Genomic DNA, 18,142 nt, shown 5'->3' with positions numbered 1-18,142 from the left:
CAACAAGACCGGCGCACCCGTCACCCGGTCACTGATCGCCTACGACCACTGACCGGGATTCGGAACTACTCGTCTAGCAAGAACAGACAAACGGGCCCGGTCCGCCACCAGCGGCCGGGCCGCTGACTTTGGAAGACGCGACACAACGCACTCCCGGAACCGGGTCCCGACGTGTCACGATTCAAAGCACGGCGTACGGGTGGCGCCGCCAGGGGGCTTGGGAGCGGCCGCGCCGCGCGGCGCGATGAGGAGGACTGTCCGGTGTCAGCGGGTGGGGCCCGCCGGGGACGGCGGGACAACGGGCTCGACGCGAGCGAGTACGCCGTCGCCGGCGACGTGGATCCGCGCGTCGGCGAGCACCTGCTCGACGTCCTGGCGGCCGGCGGGATCGCCGCCTACCTGCAACCCTCCGCCGACCTGAACCCGGTCACCCGCACCACCACGGTTCCGTCCCGCCCGGTCGACCGGCTCTACGTCGACCGGTCGCACCTGACCACCGCCCGCGACTACCTCACCCAGCTCGCCGACGAGACCCCGCCGGAGCGGCCGCACGACGACGAGCCCGACATCGACGCCGAATGGGCCCGGATCGTCGCCGGGTTCCACGCCACCCCCACCACCGGCGACAACCCGTGGCCGGCGGCGGAGGACGTCGACCCGAGCGAGCCGACCGGCGGCGTCAGCCGCGGCGCGACGGACGAGCCGGCCGGGCCGACCGCCACCGACGTGCGCCGGCTGCCCTACGCGGCCGACATCTCCGGGATCTCGGTGGGGCGCGGCCGGCAGGACGAGCCGTCGCTGCTGGACGGGCTGGACACCTTCGGCGCAGACCTGCCCGACGACGAGGACGAGGACGAGCGCTACACCCCGCCGCCGCCCCCGCCGCTGCCCCGCATCTCCAAGTACGCGGCGGCCGGCGTGCTGGCGATCGTCGTCGGCTTCGCGCTCTTCCTCTTTCCCGACCTGCTCCCGGTGGACCGGGCGGTGGTCACCCTGTTCGGGTTCACCGGCATCCTCGCCGGCTTCGTCACGCTGATCTGGCGGCTGCGCCCCGGCGACTCCGACGACCACGACCCGGACGACGGCGCCGTCGTCTGACGAACGCTGCCGGCCCGCACCGGGACGACCTGACGCACCCTCGGCCCGCTGCCCGGCCCCCTCCCTCCCGCCGCCGGGCTACCCGACCGCCCCCAGGGCCGACCCACATACGACGCGCGGCCATGCGCGCCCACCGGGCCGGGCGTGTCGTCGCCGATCGGTACGTTGCCCCGCGAGGGTGATACCTCAGCGTCATCAATATGACCCTGAGGTATCACCCTCGTTCGCAACTGGCTCGCCCCGCCGCACATCAACCGGTCCGGCCGCCGTGATCGGCTCCGTTCCGCCGGTCTGGCGGAGTCCCGCGCGGTGCAGCCCGCCGCCTCCCGGCCGGATGCCGGGACGGCGGTCGGCCCACGCCTCAGGCGTAACAGTGGTGTAACTTACTGTCAGTAGGAATACCGCTGTCCGTCACTTCCCTCGCTGACTGCCCGGTTGTTCCTCCTACGGGGCGGTCACACCCCTGGTGATCGGAATGCCCGAGATGCGACACAGTTCCCTCGTAGTGGTGGCCAACCGCCTGCCCATCGACGACAGTGTGGCCCCGGACGGGGCCTGCGAGTGGCGCCGCAGCCCCGGGGGCCTGGTCAGCGCGCTGCATCCGCTGCTGCGGGCCGCCCCGGCGGTCTGGGTCGGCTGGGCCGGCGGCACCGGGCCGGCGCCCGCCCTGCCCGACGTGGACGGCGTCCGGATGCACACCGTCGCGCTCACCCCGGACGACCTGCGCGACCACTACGAGGGCTTCGCCAACGCCACGCTCTGGCCGCTCTACCACGACGCCGTCGAGCAACCCGTGCACCACCGTCGCTGGTGGGAGGCGTACCAGCGGGTCAACCAGCGGTTCGCCGAGGCCACCGCCGAGGTGGCCGAGCCGGGTGCGGTGGTCTGGGTGCAGGACTACCACCTGCAACTGGTGCCCGGCCTGCTCCGGGCGCTCCGGCCGGACCTGCGCATCGGCTTCTTCCTGCACGTGCCCTTCCCGCCGCCGGAGCTGTTCATGCAGCTCCCCCGCCGGGCCGAACTGCTGCGCGGCATGCTCGGCGCGGACCTGGTCGGCTTCCAGCGGGCGCAGGCCGCGCACAACTTCGCCCAACTGGCGGTGAAGGTGCTCCAGCTACCGGCCACCGACCGGCGAATCGCCGTCGACGACCGGGTGGTCCGGATCGGCGCCTTCCCGGTCTCCATCGACACCGCCGAGATGGCCGCCCTCGCCGCCCGCCCCGACGTGGCCGCCCGCGCCGAGCGGCTGCGCCACGACCTCGGCAGCCCCGACAAGGTGATCCTCAGCGTCGACCGGATGGACTACACCAAGGGCATCGAGCAGCGGCTCAAGGCGTACAGCGAGCTGATCGCCGACGGGCACGTCAAGGTGCACGACACGGTGCTGATCCAGGTCGCCGTGCCCAGCCGGGAGCGGGTCGGGCAGTACCAGGACCTCCGCGAGCGGGTGGAACGCGAGGTCGGGCGGATCAACGGCGAGTTCGGCCGGGTCGGCGGGCCGGCCATCCACTACCTCACCCAGCCCTTCGACCGGGCCGAGCTGGCCGCCCTCTACCGGGTCGCCGACGTGATGGCGGTGACCCCGCTGCGCGACGGCATGAACCTGGTCGCCAAGGAGTACGTCGCGGCCCGGGTGGACGACGCCGGGGCGCTGCTGCTCAGCGAGTTCGCCGGGGCCGCCGCCGAGCTGTCCCAGGCGTACCTGGTCAACCCGCACGACCTGGAGGGCCTCAAGCAGGGCCTGCTGGCGGCGCTGCGGGCCGACCCGGCCGACGTCCACGAGCGGATGCACGCCATGCGGGCGTACCTGCACCGGCACGACATCCGGGCCTGGGCGCGCTCCTACCTCTCCGCGCTGGACGAGAGCGACTCGCTGCTCACCCGGCTCGGCGCCACCGCCTGACGCCGCCCGGCGCGCAACGCCTCAGGGCCGGTGCGCGGGCGCCGGGTCCTTCGCCAGCCAGTCCAGGATCGCGTCGATCGGCTCCCGCCAGCGGACGTCGAGCATCATGTCGTGGCCCATCCCGGGGAAGAGCAGCGGCGCCGAGCCGTACCGCCGGGCGGCCCGGGTCAGCGCGGCCGCCGGGACGACCCGGTCGTCCGGGCTGCCCAGCACCAGCACCGGCGGCCGGCCCACCGCCGGCTCCGGGTCGGCGTGGGTGAGCAGCTGCCACTGCGCGCGCCGGCCGGCCCGGCCCAGCCGGGCCAGGTAGCCCCGGGCCTCCGCGTCGGGCAGCTCCCGGCTGAACAGCTGCCGGCGGCTCAACCGCAGCCGGCCGCCGACCAGCGCCGGCAGCGTACCGGCCGGATTGCGGCGCAGCGCGGCGCCGAGCGGCGCCCAGCCGCCGAGCACCGGCGCGACCAGCACCGCGGCCCGGGCCGGGTAGCGCGCCAGGGCGTGCGCGACCACCAGCGCCCCGGCCCCGTGCCCGACCAGCACCGTCTGCCGCGGCAGCCCGGCCGCCACCTGCACCACGTCATGGGTGTACGCGCGCAGCGTCGCCTCCGGCGCCGGCCCGCTGCCGCCGTGCCCGCGCAGGCTGAGCGCGTACGCCGGGAAGCCGCGCCCGGCGGCGTGCCCCAGCCAGTGCTCGGCGAACGCCCACGCGCCGTGCCCGAAGCCCGGTACGAACAGCAGCGGCGGTCGCCCCTCCTCCAGCTCGGGCGTCGCCGCGAGCACCTCGCGGCGGACCGGGCGGACCGGGCGGGCCCACTCCCGCCCCCGCATGACCCGCACCCGCTCGCCGCGTTCGCTCACTTGTCCTCCAGGTCGTGCAGCGCGCGCTGGACGGCGCGCAGGTAGTCGGCGTGGCCGACCTCGAACCAGTGCCGGGTGCTGTCCTTGACCGGCCCGGAGTAGCGCTCCCCCGCCCGCGCCTGCGCGGTGGCGGCGAACGCCGCCGCCCGGTCCGGCCGGGTCTGCCGCAGCCGCAGCAGCCGGGCGAAGAGCACCATCTGCCAGTGCGACAGCGGGAACAGGCCGGAGTCCGGCTGGAGCAGGCCGGCCACCGCCAGGGTGGGATGGCCGGGGACGAACGCGTGCAGCCAGAGCGTGGGACGGCCCGTCCCGCCGTCGTCGCCGAGCACCTTCGGGTCGAGAAACTCGAAGCGCGGCAGGTAGCCGGTGGCGAAGACGACCAGCTCCGGGTCGATCCGGCGGCCGTCGGTCAGCTCCACCCCGTACGCGTCGAAGCGGGCGACGTCCGGCACCGGAGTGATCTCGCCGTGGCCGACGTAGTAGACGAGCTGGCTGTTGGCGATCGGGTGCGTCTCGTAGACCCGGTGGTCGGGCCGGGGCAGGCCGAACCGGGTCAGGTCGCCGACGGTCAGCCGCAGGGTGGTGTGGTAGAGCCACTGGCGGATCCGCCGGGGCACCCGCAGCGCGAGCAGCGTGTCGTTGACCTGGTCGGCGGGGCGGCCGAGGACGTATTTCGGCGCGTACCAGTAGCCCCGGCGGGTGGAGTGCCAGCAGCTCGCCGCCTGCTGGGCGGCCTCCACGGCGATGTCGCAGCCGGTGTTGCCGGCGCCGACCACCAGCACCCGCTTGCCGCGCAGCTGCGCCGGGTCCTTGTACGACGAGGCGTGCAGCACCTCGCCGCGGAACTGCTCCAGCCCCTCGTAGCGGGGCAGCTTCGGCGACCAGTTGTGCCCGTTGGCCACCACCACCGCCGCGTAGCGGGAGGTGCGCTCCGGGCCGTAGCCGCCGGTGCTGCGGGTGGTCACGTCCCACCGGTCGCCCTCGACCGGCTCGACCCGGACCACCTCGGTGCCGAACCAGATGTGCGAGCGCAGGTCGAAGTGGTCGGCGTACCGCTCGAAGTAGCTGAGCAGCTGGCTGTGGTGCGGGTAGTCCGGCCAGTCGTCCGGCATCGGGAAGTCGGGGAACTGGGTGAACGGGCGCGAGGAGATCAGGTGCGTGCTGGCGTACACCGGGCTGCGGTCGTGCCGCCAGTTCCACGCGCCGCCGACGCCGGTCTCCCGCTCGTAGCAGTCGACCCCGAAGCCATGCTCCTTGAGGTTCTTGATGGCGGTGAGGCCGCTGGCCCCGGCGCCGATGACGCAGACCGTGTCGCCCCGGTCGGAGACCGGGCGGCCGTCGCGGGTCAGGGCGACCGTGGTCGCCTCCGGGTCGGGCCGGCCGTGGTCGGTGGAGGTGGGCACCGGGGGAATCTCCTTTTGTGCGGCACGAGTGCCGGGTCGCGCGAAATCCTCTCCACATCAGAGCCGGTTGTCCAGCCCCGGTGCGGGCCCGGTCGGCTCAGCCGGCGGGCAGCAGCAGGTCGACCAGGACCGGGAAGTGGTCACTGGCCTGGCGGGTCTGCGGGGTGTCCACCACGTCGTAGTCGACCACGGTGATCCGCGGGTCGACGAAGAGGGCGTCGATCCGCCGGCGCGGGTTCGCGCAGGAGTAGGTGAGCCGATCGGCGCGGTCCATCGCCACGGCGGCGTCGGTCAGCCCCCGCGCGACGGTGGCCCAGGCCGGGCCGTCCGGCCCCTCGTTCAGGTCCGCCGCGGCGATCACCGGCGGGGCGGCCGCGTCCAGCTCGCGCTTGAGGAGCGCGGCCTGCCCGGGCCGTTCGGCGGGATCGGTGGACAGGTGCGACCCGGCCAGGGTGAACGGGGCCGCGCCGGCGACGACGCACTCGGCGTACGCGGCGCCGCGCAGGTGCCGCCCGGGGGTCAGCGGGAAGCGCTGGCACCGGGTGGCCGTCACTCGCACCCGCAGGCTGGTCAGCAGCAGGTTGCCCAGCGCGGGCAGCCCACCGGCGGCCACCACCAGGCCGAACGACTCGGCGAGCGCGGCGGACTTCTGCCGCCAGCGGAACCGGCGCGGCCCCTCCTGCACGACCACCACGTCCGGCGCGGCGGCGCGGACCACCGCGGCCAGCGCGGCGGTGTCGTCGCGCTGGCTGTGGATGTTGTACGACACGACGCGCAGCGGCACGCCCCGGTCCAGCGTCACCGGCGCCGCCTCAGAGCCGGCGGGCCAGGTCGGCCGCGCCGATCACGCCGGCGCTGTTGCCCAGCTCGGCGGGGCGAATCTCGGCCACCGGCAGCCGGCTGCGCTGGGCGAGCGCCTCGGTGAAGGACCGCCGGGTCGGGCCGAGCAGCAGGTCGCCCGCCTCGATCACGCCGCCGCCGACCACCAGCACCTGCGGGTCGAGGATCTGCGCCATGTCCGCGAGGCTGGTGCCGAGCCACCGGCCGACCTGCGCGAACGCCTCGGTGGAGACCGGGTCGCCGCCCTGCGCGGCGGCCGTGACCATCAGGCCGCTGATCGCCTCCGACTCCCCGCCGGCCAGCTCCAGCAGCGCGGTGGCGCGGTGCGGTTCCTGCCGGGCGGCGGCGCGGGCGAACCGCACCAGGGCGCTGCCGCTGGCGTACTGCTCGATGCAGCCGAGCCGGCCGCAGCCGCACTGGTGCCCGTCCGGCACGGTGAGCATGTGGCCCAGCTCGGCGGCGATGCCGTTGGCGCCGCGCAGCAGTTCCCCGCCGAGCACGATGCCGCCGCCGACCCCGGTGCCGATGGTGAACATGACCATCGAGTCGTCGGCGTGCCGGGCGGCGCCGTAGCGGAACTCCGCCCAGGCGGCCACGTTGGCGTCGTTCTCCACGATCACCGGCAGGCCGGTGGCGGCGCTGACGTACTCGCGCAGCGGCTCGTCCCGCCAGGCCAGGTTGGGCGCGAAGAGGACGGTGGAGCGGCTGGCGTCGATCCACCCGGCCGCACCGATGCCGACCCCGTCGACCGTCCGGCCGGTGGCCAGCTCCGCGACCAGCTCGATGATGACGTCCCGGGTCTTGCCGACGTCGTCGGCGGGAGTGTCCCGTCGGGCCTGCACGAGCACCGTGCCGGTGTCGTCCACGACGCCGGCGGCCACCTTCGTGCCACCCACGTCGACTCCGATGGTCAGCGTCACCGCTGCCACTCCCCTCTGCTGCGCCGCCCGCACCGGCGCGGCCGGTGGGTGCCGAGATGTCTGGTCAGGCCCCGTCGCCCGGTGCGTCCGCGGCCGCGTCGCCGGGCATCCGCGCAGCGGGCACCACGGGACCGCCGGCCGCCGCCCGGGCGGTGGCCGCCGCGGCGACGTCGACGGGCGGCACGGCGACGGCCGGAGCGGTCGCGTCCTCCGCCCGGGTCGCGGCGGACCAGACGTCGGGCTCCGGCGCCGGTTGGGAATCATGCCCGCTCCGGGTGGCCTCGCGCCACACCCGGTCGTCGTCGGCGCCCGCACCGGCGTCGCCCGGCGGTGCTTCCGGGGGCGGCGGGGACGCCGGCGGCGGCTCGGCCGGGGCGAACGCCCGCAGCAGGCTGGCCACCCCCGCGGCCAGGTCACCGGCGCCGGTGGCGAGCCGCTCGGCGAATTCCGGACTCGGGTCCCGCAGCGCCGCCACCGCCCGACAGATCGGGCAGACGCAGCATTCGGCCGTACCGGTGGCGAAACCGCCCCCGGCGCGGCCGGTGGACGCGCCCGGGCCGCCACTGTGACCGAGGACACTCGACACGATCCCACCGAGCGGACCGAGCCCGCCGGCCGCCGAACCCGCCGAGGCCAGCCGCGCGGTGGCCAGCAGGGTGGCGACCAGCCGTTCCGCCTCTTCCCGGGCCGTACCCGGATCCGTTGCACCCACGCTGGGCTCCTCTACCGGGGCGGCCGGGCCGCCGTACCCGTCACTGCGCCGCACCGGGTGCTTCTACCCGGCGCTTCAGCTGCTTCAACGCGGTATCCATGATCATTTTCTCGGCCTTGCGGCGGAACATCCCGAGCATCCCGACGGAGAGCTCCACCTCCAGGGTGTAGGTCACCGTGGTGCTGCCGTCCGGGTTGCCGGCCAGGTCGTACGAGCCGCGCTGGGACTTCTGCATCTTCGACGGCGCCACCAGGTGCCACTCGATCCGGGAGAGGTCCTCGGCGTACTCGTAGGCGAGCACGTACTCGTCGGCCATCACCCCCGCGTCGATGGTGAACCGCACCTGGCTGGCGTAGCCGTCCTCGTACTCCTCGAGCACCTCGACCCGGCGCACCGCCTCGGTCCATTCCGGGTAGCTCGGGAAGTCGCAGACGACCGCGGCCACCCGGTCCGGTGACGCGCCGATGATGATCGACTGGGTGGAGGAGTCCGCCATGGGGGGAGGCTACCCGGCGGCCGGGGCAACCTGCCTACGCCACCCACCTGGCCGGGCGGGTAGGTTTCGACGGAGCCGACCATAGGTGGCGGCCGGCCCGGTCCGTGTGAGCACGAGGGAGTGCAGGTGCGCGAGTTCTCCGTCCCGCCGATCGTCACCGTCGGCGATGCGGCCAACCTCACCGACCCGGTCTGGGACAACGCCGAGGAGGCCCCGGACGCGGTGCAGTTCGTCCGGCGCGACCCGGCCACCGACGGCGCGGCCTGGGTGGACGTCACCTGCCGGCAGTTCCGCGACGAGGTGGTCGCGGTGGCCCGCGGCCTGGTCGCGGCGGGGGTCCAGCCCGGCGCGCGGGTCGGCCTGATGAGCCGCACCCGCTACGAGTGGACCCTGATCGACTACGCCATCTGGGCCGCCGGCGGGGTCACCGTGCCGATCTACGAGACGTCCAGCGCCGAGCAGGCCGCCTGGATCCTGGCCGACTCCGGGGCGGTCGCCTGCGTGGTCGAGAGCAACGCGCACGCCACCCTGGTCGCCGGCGTCCGGGACCGGCTGCCCGAGCTGGGTCAGGTCTGGCAGATCGACCTCGGCGGGGTGGACGAGCTGGTCACGGCGGGCGCGTCGGTCGACCCGGCCGAGATCGAGCGGCGCCGCCGGGAGGTGCGCGCCGGCGACGTGGCCACCATCATCTACACCAGCGGCACCACCGGCCGCCCCAAGGGCTGCGTGCTCACCCACCGCAACATGTACGCGGACATCGCCAACGCGGTGCCGGTGCTGCCGAACCTGTTCAACCCGGGCGCCTCCACGCTGCTCTTCCTGCCCCTGGCGCACGCCTTCGCCCGGCTCATCCAGATCGGCGTGGTGCACGCCCGGGCCACCATGCGGCACTGCTCGGACACCAAGGCCCTGGTCGCCGAGCTGCAGGAGTTCCGGCCCACCTTCGTGCTGTCGGTGCCCCGGGTCTTCGAGAAGGTCTACAACGGCGCCAAGCAGAAGGCCGAGGCCGACGGCAAGGGCAAGATCTTCGCCCGCGCCGAGGCGGTCGCCATCGCGTACAGCGAGGCGCTGGAGACCCCGCGCGGGCCGGGCCTGGCGCTGCGCGCCCAGCACGCCCTCTTCGACAAGCTGGTCTACGGCAAGCTGCGCGCCGCGCTCGGCGGCCGGTGCCGGGACGCCATCTCCGGCGGCGCCCCGCTCGGCGCCCGGCTCGGGCACTTCTTCCGCGGCGTCGGCGTGACCGTCCTGGAGGGCTACGGCCTCACCGAGACCTCCCCGGCGGCCGCGGCGAACCTGCCCACCGGCACCCGGATCGGCACGGTCGGCCGGCCGCTGCCCGGGGTGACCATCCGGATCGACGACGACGGCGAGATCCTCATCGCCGGCGACCTGATCTTCCAGGGCTACTGGCGCAACGAGGCCGCCACCGCCGAGGCGCTCACCCCGGACGGCTGGTTCCGCACCGGCGACCTCGGCCACCTCGACGACGACGGTTTCCTGACCATCACCGGCCGCAAGAAGGAGATCATCGTGACCGCCGGCGGCAAGAACGTCGCCCCGGCGGTGCTCGAGGACCAGGTCCGGGCCCACCCGCTGGTCAGCCAGTGCGTGGTCGTCGGCGACCGGCAGCCGTTCATCGCGGCGCTGGTCACCATCGACGAGGAGGCGCTGCCGGGCTGGCTCGCCGGGGCCGGGCTGCCGGCGGACACCCCGGTCGAGCGGCTACGCGAGCACGAGGGCATGCGGTCGGAGATCCAGCGCGCGGTCGACCTGGCCAACCTGGCCGTCTCCAAGGCCGAGGCGATCCGGGTGTTCCGGATCCTGCCCCGCGACTTCACCGAGGCGACCGGGGAACTCACCCCGTCGCTCAAGGTCAAGCGACAGGTCGTGCACAAGACGTACGCGGCGGAGATCGCCGAGATCTACCAAGGCTGACTACCATCCGTCACGTGTCCACCTCGACGCCCACCCGGCCGCACCCGCATCCCCTCGCCGCGGCTGCGCGCGTGGTCGTGCTGGCGCTGGTCGCCGTCCTGACCCTGCTCGCCACGCACGACGCCCGCCAGCTCTGGTGGATCGCGCTGCTGGCCGTCGCCGGGCTGCCCGCCCTGCTGGCGCCCGAGCACCGGCTGGTCGGCCCGCTCAGCCGGGTCGCCGAGGTGGTGGTGCTGGGGCTGGCCGCCAGCCAGGTCGGCGCGGTCGCCGAGATCGGCGGGGAGATCGGCGGGCTGGGCGCCTCCGCGGTGCTGCCCTACCTGGCGGTCCCGGTGACCGTCACCGCGCTGCGCCGGCGGTTCCGCGAGGGCGCCGTGCTGCTCGCGGTCGCCGCGGCCACCCTGCTGGTGGCCGGCGCGCTCACCGACGTCGACGGCCGGCCGCAGCTCGCCCAGCTCGGCTACCTGGCGGTCTGCGCGCAGTGGCTGATCCTCGCCGCGCTCGGCCTCTACGCCGCCCGGACGCTGCACCGGGTGATGCAGGTCCGCAACGAGGGCAAGCCGCAGCCGTACGCGGAGGCCACCCGGCTGCTGACCCAGCTGCGCACGGTCGCCCGCCAGTTGCCCGGGGCGACCCTCGACCCGGGCGGCATCTCCGAGCACCTGCTGGAGGAGCTGCGCGCGGTCGCCCCGGCCGACCGGGCGGCGGTGCTCTCCGCCAGCGGCGGCGGGCGGCTGGTGGTGCTCGCCCAGGTGGGCGTGGAGCGGGTGGACTGGGAGACCACGCTCGACGCCGACTCGGCGATCGCCGACGCGTGGGCCAGCCAGCAGCCGCAGACCGCGGCCCGCTCGCAGGCCCGCTCGCACCGCGGCGGCGAGGTGTCCGCGCTGATCGTGCCGCTGGTCGCCGGGGTGCGCACGGTGGGGCTGGTGGTGCTGGAGGCGGACGCGGCGCACGCGTACCCGGCCCCGGTGATGTCCCGGGTGACCGCGGCGACCGGCCCGGCCGCGCTGCGGCTGGAGGCCGCGCTGCTCTTCGACGAGGTGCGCTCGCTGGCCACCAACGAGGAGCGCCAGCGGCTGGCCCGGGAGATCCACGACGGGGTGGCCCAGGAACTGGTGATGGTCGGCTACGGCATCGACAACGCGCTGGCCACCGTCTTCGACGACGCCGAGGAGACCGCCGAGGCGCTGCGCACGCTGCGCGGCGAGGTCACCCGGGTGATCACCGAGCTGCGGCTGAGCCTGTTCGAGCTGCGCAGCGAGGTGGACCGGCACGGAGGCCTGGCCGCCGCGATCGCCGAGTACGCCCGCACCGTGGGCGCCTCGGGCGGGCTGCGGGTGCACCTGTCGCTGGACGAGTCCACCGCGCGGCTGCCGGCCGCCACCGAGGCCGAGTTGCTGCGCATCGCCCAGGAGGCGGTGACCAACGCGCGCAAGCACGCCGGGGCGTCGAATCTCTGGGTCACCTGCGAGGTGGACCCCCCGTACGCGCAAATAGAAGTGTCGGATGACGGTCAGGGGATCGCTGACCAGCGCTCCGACGGGCACTACGGTCTTGCGATCATGGCCGAGAGGGCGGAACGTATCCGGGGCCGGTTGGAGATCAGGCCGCGGCAGCCGAGCGGCACGACCGTGGCGGTGGTGGTCGGTTCCTCGCCCCGGCGCGATAACGTGCGCGGTAGCGCAGCGGCAGCAGAAGGGGAGTAACCCGAGGATGACCACAAGTCCGACACCGGCCACCCGTACCAAGGTCCTCCTTGTCGACGATCACGATCTGATCCGGAAGGGCCTCCGGCACGCGTTCGAGCGTGACCGGCAGTTCGAGGTCGTCGGGGAGGCCGCCACGGCGGCGGAGGGGGTACGCCAGGCCGGTGCGCTGCAGCCGGACGTGGTGATCATGGACCTGCGCCTGCCCGACGGCAGCGGTCTGGAGGCCACCCGCGCGCTGCGCAAGTCCAGCGCCTCGATGGGCATCGTGGTGCTCACCATGTACGCCGGTGACGACCAGCTCTTCGGCGCCCTGGAGGCCGGTGCGAGCGCGTTCGTGCCGAAGACCGCCCCGGCCGACGAGGTCGTCGCCGCCGCCCGGCACGCCGCCTCCTCCCCCAGCGCCTTCACCGCCGCCGACCTGGCCGAGGCGATGAAGCGCCGGCTGGCGCCCTCCGGCCCGCAGCTCTCCCCGCGCGAGGGCCAGGTGCTGCGGCTGCTCGCCGACGGAATGAGCGTGGCCGGCATCGCCAAGCAGCTCTTCGTCAGCGAGTCCACCGCCAAGACCCACATCTCCAAGCTCTACGAGAAGCTGGGCGCGGCGAACCGGGCGCAGGCGCTGATGACCGCGCTGCGGCTGGGCCTGCTCGAGGCGCCCGACGCCCCGAAGTTCTGACGGTCCCGCCCGGGGCCCACCCACGGACGACCGCACCGGTCCGCGTCCGCCCGCCGGCGGCCGCGGACCTTCGTCCATCGACCGGCGTGCGTGAGGTACGGACCGACGCGCTATGGTCTCCCGGGCGTACGGCGGGCAGAATACCCGCGCGGGCGACGACGCCCGCACGGTGACGCGAGGGGTGAGGGCATGCAACGGCCGGACTGGGCACCCGAGACGATCGACATCGAACGCCCCAGCGTGGCACGCATGTACGACTACTACCTCGGCGGCTCGCACAACTTCGCGGTGGACCGGGCGGCGGCCCAGGCGATGGTCGCCGCCGTGCCGGAGGCGCCGCTGATGGCCCAGGCCAACCGGGCGTTCCTGCGCCGGGCGGTGCAGTTCCTGACCGAGTCCGGGGTCCGGCAGTTCCTGGACATCGGCTCGGGCATCCCCACCGTCGGCAACGTGCACGAGATCGCCCAGTGGATCGCCCCGGAGTCGCGGGTGGTCTACGTCGACGTCGACCCGGTGGCGGTGGCGCACAGCCGCGAGATCCTCGCCGGCAACGACCGGGCCGCCGTGGTGCAGGAGGACCTGCGCCACCCCGAGCGGATCCTCGCCCACCCGGACGTGCGCGGACTGCTCGACTTCACCGAGCCGGTCGCCGTGCTGGTCGTGGCGGTGCTGCACTTCGTCCCCGACGACGACCGTCCCGGCGAGCTGCTGCGTACGCTGCGCTCGGCGTTGGCGCCCGGAAGCTGGCTGGTGCTCTCCCAGGCCAGCGCGGACGGCCGCCCGGTCAACGAGCGGGCCGAGGCGGAACGGGTCTACCGCAACACCGACAACCCGCTCTGGATCCGCAGCCGGGCCGAACTGACCGCGCTCTTCGACGGCTTCGAGCTGGTCGAGCCGGGCGTGGTCTGGGTGCCGCAGTGGCGCCCGGACTCGGCCGAGGCCGCCGAGGACGCCGAGCGGGCCGCCTTCATCGGCGGCGTCGGGCGGCTCGGTGGATGAGATGCCCGAGACCGGTGTCCGGTCCCGGCCGGGGACCTTCGCCCGGGCCTGGGCCAAGGCCGTCTCGGGCACCAGCTACCTGCCGATGACCCAGGCCCAGCTGGAGGCGCTGCTGCAACGGCTCACCGAGCAGCTGGCCACGGCGCTGGTGGCCGAGCCGTTCGACCTGCGGGTCGGGCACCGGGTCGGCGCGGAGCTGGTGGCCGCGCACATCGCCTCCGCGGAGGGGCTGGGCCGGACCGTCGAGGTGGTCCAGCTCCGGCTGGTGCGCGACCTCGGCCTGGTCGCCGACGACGTCGAGGACCGGATGGCCCGGTTGCTGGCCGCCGTGGCCACCGGCTACGCCCGCGCGCTGCGCGACCGCACGCTCGACGAGCAGGAGTCGATCCGCCGGGCGGCGATGACCGCCCGCGCCCAGGCGGAGCGGGCGCTGCGCGCCAGCGAGGCGCGCTTCCGCCACCAGGCCACCCACGACCCGCTGACCGACCTGCCCAACCGCACCCTGTTCACCGAGCGGCTGGCCGCGGCGATCAGCTCGCCGGGTCGCGGCGCGGAGCGGATCGGCCTGTGCTTCCTCGACCTCGACCGGTTCAAGGTGGTCAACGACTCGCACGGGCACCAGGTCGGTGACGCCCTGCTGGTCACGGTGGCCGACCGGCTGCGCCGGGCGGTCGACGGCCACCTGCTGGCCCGCCTCGGCGGGGACGAGTTCGTGGTGCTGGTCGAACGCTGCGGCGGCACCGACGACGTGGTCGCGGTCGCCGAGGCGGCGCTGGCCGCGGTGCGCCGGCCGGCCGTGGTGGACGGGCACGAGCTGACCGTCTCGGCGAGCATCGGCATCGTGGAACGCCAGGTCGCCGGCGCCACCCCCGGCGACCTGATGCGCGCCGCCGACAGCACGCTGCACTGGGCGAAGGCGTCCGGCGGGGCGCGTTGGACGCTCTACGACGCCGACCGCGACCGCCGCGAACTGGCTCGGCAGGCGCTCTCCGCGGCGATCCCGGCCGCCCTGGAACGGGGCGAGTTCTACCTCGACTACCAGCCGCTGACCTCGTTGCGCGACGGCCGCCTGCTCGGCGTGGAGGCGCTGGTGCGGTGGCGCCACCCCGAGCTGGGGGTGCTGCGGCCGGACAGCTTCATCGGGCTGGCCGAGGAGACCGGGCTGATCGTCCCGCTCGGCGGATGGGTGCTGGCCGAGGCGTGCCGGGAGGCGGAGAGCTGGTCGGCGGGCTCCGGCCCGGCGCCGTACGTCAGCGTCAACCTGGCGGTGCGGCAGGTGCACCGGCCCGGCCTGGTGCAGGAGGTACGCGGGCTGCTGCGCACCACCGGCCTGCCCCCGGAGCGGCTCCAGCTGGAGCTCACCGAGAGCACCATGATGAGCACCGCCGCGGAGCCGGTGCGGGCGCTGCGGGTGCTGGCCGACCTCGGCGTGCGGATCGCCATCGACGACTTCGGCACCGGGTACTGCAACCTGGCGTACCTGCGCGACCTGCCGGTGACCGAGCTGAAGGTGGCCGGCGAGTTCGTGGCCGGGCTGCGCGCACCCGCGGTCGAGCAGGCCGGCCGCACCGACGAGCGGATCCTCGCCTCGCTGGTCTCGCTGGCGCACGCCCTGGACCTGACCGTCACCGCCGAGGGGGTGGAGACGGCCGGGCAGGCCGAGCGGCTGCGCGCGATCGGCTGCGACGCCGGCCAGGGCTGGCACTTCGGCCGTCCCGCGCCGGCCGAGCGGATCCTCGAACGGATCCGCTGACCGCCGGGCCTCGGCCGGCACCCGCCCGTCGCCGTCCATCCGTCTGCGGCGAGGCGGCGGCGTTCCCGAGCTGCCCCCAGGGCAGCCGCGTCACCCGGATGACCGGCTCCCCAGGCGGTAGCCGACCGCCAGACACCAGCCCGTCCCCTGTCGAGCTGCCCCACCGATGGGGGCAACAGCGCGACAGGGCAGGGACGCGCCAGCCCCGGGACGCGCCGCCGCGCGCCATCCGGCCGGCCCCACTGATGGGGCAGCTCGACAGCACCCCGGCAGACCTGCCGACCAACGGAAGACCCACCCCGCACGCCACCCCGCCCGGTCCCACAAATGGGGCAGCTCGACAGCACCCCGGCAGACCTGCCGACGAACGGAAGACCCACCCCCGCGCGCCAACCCGACCCGGCCACCAACCGGGTCGTGGTCAGCCGGCGAGCAGGCCGGCCATCCGCTGCGCCTGGGTCTCCCAGCGCCACTCCCGCTCCACCCAGGCCCGGCCGGCCGCGCCGAACTGCCGGGCGAGGTCACGGTCGGCGAGCAGCCGGGCGACCCGGTCGGCGAGCTGGGCGACGTCGCGCCCGCGTACCACGTAGCCGGTCTCCCCCTCGCGGACCGCGTCGGGCGCGCCGCCGGAGTCGCCGGCGACCACCGGCAGCCCGGTCGCGGACGCCTCCAGGTAGACGATGCCGAGGCCCTCGACGTCCAGGCCACGGTTGCGGGTGCGGCAGGGCATGGCGTAGACGTCGCCGGCCGCGTAGTGCGCCGGCAGCTCGGCCGCCGGCACCGACCCGGTGAAGACCACGTCCCGCTCCACCCCGGTCTGCCGGGCCAGCTTCTGCAGCGTGGCCCGGTACGGCCCGCCGCCCACCACCAGCAGCGCCGCGTCGGGCACCCGCCGGCGGATCTCCGGCATCGCCCGGATCAGCATGTCCTGGCCCTTGCGCGGCACCAGCCGGGACACGCAGACCACCACCGGCCGGTCGGCCAGCCCGAGCCGGAGCCGGACCGGTTCCCCGTCGACGGACGGGTGGTAGGCGTCGACGTCCACCCCCGGCGCGAGGCGGTGCAGCTCGGTCACCCCGTGCAGCGCCCGCGCCAACCGGACCCGGGTGTACTCCCCGAGGTAGGTGGTCACGTCGACGCCCCGGCCGATGCGGCGCAGCGCGGCCCGGGCGGCGGGCAGCGCCGCCCAGCCGACCTCGTGGCCGTGGGTCTGGGCGACCACCCGGCGGACGCCCGCCCGGCGGCGCAGGCCCGCGGCGAGCAGCCCGAGCGGGGCCGCCGCGCCGAACCACACCGTGTCGCAGTCGTACGCGCGGGCCAGCCGGGCGGCCCGGCGCGCCACCAGCGGGGTGGGCAGTAGCACCCGGGTGCGTTCCCGGATCACCTCGAAGGGCTGGTCGGCGTCGAACTTCGCGGCGTCGCGCCAGCTCGACGCGTACACCACCACCGAGCCGGCGGGCTGGCGCACCGCCAGGTTGTGCACGAAGGACTGGATCCCGCCGGGACGCGGCGGGAAGTCGTTCGTGATCAGCAACGTCCGGCTCATCGGCCGGCCTCCCTGGCGTGGGCGCGGGCGGCGGCCATCCGCTCCACGGTGGACGGGTGGGTGGCGGAGTAGAGGTATTCCAGGCGGGGCGGATCGGGGTCGGCGAGGTTGATCCCGGCGAGCCGGCGCTGCATGGCCTCGAACGCGGCCGGGTCGCCGGTCAGCGCCAGCGCGTGCGCGTCGGCGCGCGCCTCGACCCGCCGCGACATCAGCGCCTGCACCGGCGCGGAGACCAGCCCGGCCACCGTGACCAGGGCGACCAGCAGCGGAAACGCGCGCGGCTGGGCCACCGAGTCCACCCCGGCCAACCGCAGCAGCGGCCCCCACGACCCGATCAGGTAGAGCGCGACCACCGCGGCGGCGGCGCCGAGCGCCCCGGTCAGCGTGCCGACGGCCACGTCCCGGTCCTTGGCGTGCCCCAGCTCGTGCGCCACCACGGCGGTCACCTCGGCGGGGGTGGCCTCCCGCAGCAGCGTGTCGTAGACCACCACCCGCCGGGTCGGGCCCAGCCCGGAGACGTACGCGTTGACCGCCCGGGTACGCCGGGACGCGTCGGCCACCAGCACGTCGCGCACCGGCACGCCGTCGCGGGCCGCCATCGCCATCAGCTCGGTGCGCAGCGGGCCCTGCTCCATCGGGGTGAACCTGTTGAACACCGGCTCGACCAGCACCGGCAGCACGAAGCTGAGCAGCGCCACCAGGGTGGCCGCGCCGGCCGCGCCGAACGCCCACCACCAGCGCGGGGCGAGCCGGATGACGGTGTAGAAGCCGAGCAGCGCCACCGCGCCGATGACCGCGCTGACCGCGTACGACTTGAGCAGGTCGACCGCCCAGCCGCTCCAGCCGTTGGTGGCGAGCCCGTAGCGGGTGAGCACGGCGTGCCGCCAGGCGGCGAACGGCAGGGTGACCAGGTCGGCGACGAGCACCACGGCCAGCCCGCCGAGGACGGCCTGAGCGGCCCAGTGCCCGCCGAAGGGACGCCCGGCCAGCTCGACCAGCCGGCTGCCCAGCGGGGTCAGCCCGAGCGCCAGCGCCACCAGCAGGCCGACGGCCAGCGCCGCCCAGCCGCCGGGGCGCAGCGCCGAGCGGAACTCCCGCCCCCGGGCCACCTGGTCGGCGGGGAGGTCGCGCAGCGCGGCCACCTGGTCGGCCCGCGGCGCGGGCGGGCGCTGCCACGGGATCAGCACGGCGGCGGTCACCACCAGGGCCACGGTCAGGCCGACCAGGGTCAGCACCGCCCAGCCGCGCGGGGTCACCGCGGCCCTCCCGGCGACGCGCCGCCGGCCGGGTGCGCCGC

15 protein-coding genes are annotated in these 18,142 nt (G+C 75.1%); 7 read left to right on the top strand and 8 right to left on the bottom strand.

Annotation, left to right across the window (positions count from 1 at the left end):
- Positions 1-261 precede the first annotated feature (261 nt).
- Together AC1WTP_RS28230 and AC1WTP_RS28225 are read left to right on the top strand one after the other, a co-directional pair.
- Positions 262-1,098 (top strand): DUF308 domain-containing protein, encoded by an 837-nt coding sequence (locus tag AC1WTP_RS28230; protein WP_481652274.1) that lies wholly within the window; start codon positions 262-264, stop codon positions 1,096-1,098.
- 484 nt (positions 1,099-1,582) lie between these two features.
- On the top strand, positions 1,583-3,001 hold the full coding sequence (locus AC1WTP_RS28225) for an alpha,alpha-trehalose-phosphate synthase (UDP-forming) (protein WP_481652273.1): 1,419 nt from the start codon (positions 1,583-1,585) through the stop codon (positions 2,999-3,001).
- Positions 3,002-3,022: 21 nt separating this feature from the next.
- Here the strand turns inward: AC1WTP_RS28225 and AC1WTP_RS28220 are convergent, their stop codons facing one another.
- The 6 genes from AC1WTP_RS28220 to AC1WTP_RS28195 form a co-directional block, all read right to left on the bottom strand.
- Entirely contained in the window at positions 3,023-3,826 is an 804-nt protein-coding gene (locus AC1WTP_RS28220) for an alpha/beta hydrolase (RefSeq protein WP_481652280.1), read from the bottom strand.
- A 26-nt stretch (positions 3,827-3,852) separates the two neighbouring features.
- The gene (locus AC1WTP_RS28215) at positions 3,853-5,259 is read right to left on the bottom strand and encodes a flavin-containing monooxygenase (RefSeq protein ID WP_481652272.1); all 1,407 of its coding nucleotides are present in this window, start codon (positions 5,257-5,259) and stop codon (positions 3,853-3,855) included.
- Between the two features lie 97 nt (positions 5,260-5,356).
- A complete protein-coding gene (locus AC1WTP_RS28210) occupies positions 5,357-6,061 on the bottom strand; it encodes an endonuclease/exonuclease/phosphatase family protein (protein ID WP_481652271.1) in 705 nt (234 codons plus the stop codon).
- A 10-nt stretch (positions 6,062-6,071) separates the two neighbouring features.
- Positions 6,072-7,028 (bottom strand): ROK family glucokinase, encoded by a 957-nt coding sequence (locus tag AC1WTP_RS28205; RefSeq protein WP_481652270.1) that lies wholly within the window; start codon positions 7,026-7,028, stop codon positions 6,072-6,074.
- Between the two features lie 55 nt (positions 7,029-7,083).
- A complete protein-coding gene (locus AC1WTP_RS28200; RefSeq protein ID WP_481652269.1) occupies positions 7,084-7,731 on the bottom strand; it encodes a hypothetical protein in 648 nt (215 codons plus the stop codon).
- A 40-nt stretch (positions 7,732-7,771) separates the two neighbouring features.
- The gene (locus AC1WTP_RS28195) at positions 7,772-8,227 is read right to left on the bottom strand and encodes an SRPBCC family protein (RefSeq protein WP_481652268.1); all 456 of its coding nucleotides are present in this window, start codon (positions 8,225-8,227) and stop codon (positions 7,772-7,774) included.
- A gap of 126 nt (positions 8,228-8,353) precedes the next feature.
- Between AC1WTP_RS28195 and AC1WTP_RS28190 the strand changes: the two genes are divergently transcribed.
- The 5 genes from AC1WTP_RS28190 (at position 8,354) to AC1WTP_RS28170 (ending at position 15,299) form a co-directional block, all read left to right on the top strand.
- A complete protein-coding gene (locus tag AC1WTP_RS28190; RefSeq protein ID WP_481652267.1) occupies positions 8,354-10,162 on the top strand; it encodes an AMP-dependent synthetase/ligase in 1,809 nt (602 codons plus the stop codon).
- Positions 10,163-10,233: 71 nt separating this feature from the next.
- A complete protein-coding gene (locus AC1WTP_RS28185; RefSeq protein ID WP_481652279.1) occupies positions 10,234-11,871 on the top strand; it encodes a sensor histidine kinase in 1,638 nt (545 codons plus the stop codon).
- Positions 11,872-11,878: 7 nt separating this feature from the next.
- The gene (locus tag AC1WTP_RS28180; protein ID WP_007072219.1) at positions 11,879-12,547 is read left to right on the top strand and encodes a response regulator transcription factor; all 669 of its coding nucleotides are present in this window, start codon (positions 11,879-11,881) and stop codon (positions 12,545-12,547) included.
- Between the two features lie 189 nt (positions 12,548-12,736).
- Positions 12,737-13,546: an SAM-dependent methyltransferase gene (locus AC1WTP_RS28175; RefSeq protein WP_481652266.1), complete on the top strand. Its 810-nt coding sequence runs from the start codon at positions 12,737-12,739 to the stop codon at positions 13,544-13,546.
- Position 13,547: 1 nt separating this feature from the next.
- Positions 13,548-15,299, top strand: coding sequence for a putative bifunctional diguanylate cyclase/phosphodiesterase (locus AC1WTP_RS28170; RefSeq protein WP_481652265.1), 1,752 nt, complete (start codon positions 13,548-13,550; stop codon positions 15,297-15,299).
- 421 nt (positions 15,300-15,720) lie between these two features.
- Here AC1WTP_RS28170 and AC1WTP_RS28165 read toward each other — a convergent pair whose 3' ends face one another.
- Both AC1WTP_RS28165 and AC1WTP_RS28160 read right to left on the bottom strand, forming a co-directional pair.
- Positions 15,721-16,845 (bottom strand): glycosyltransferase family 4 protein, encoded by a 1,125-nt coding sequence (locus tag AC1WTP_RS28165; RefSeq protein WP_481652264.1) that lies wholly within the window; start codon positions 16,843-16,845, stop codon positions 15,721-15,723.
- Positions 16,842-18,101 (bottom strand): M48 family metallopeptidase, encoded by a 1,260-nt coding sequence (locus AC1WTP_RS28160; protein ID WP_481652263.1) that lies wholly within the window; start codon positions 18,099-18,101, stop codon positions 16,842-16,844. Before AC1WTP_RS28160 ends, AC1WTP_RS28165 begins: the two co-directional genes overlap by 4 nt.
- Positions 18,102-18,142 lie beyond the last annotated feature (41 nt).

This window comes from Micromonospora sp. R311 (assembly GCF_056780015.1).
This window is presented reverse-complemented; position numbering and strand designations above follow the sequence as displayed.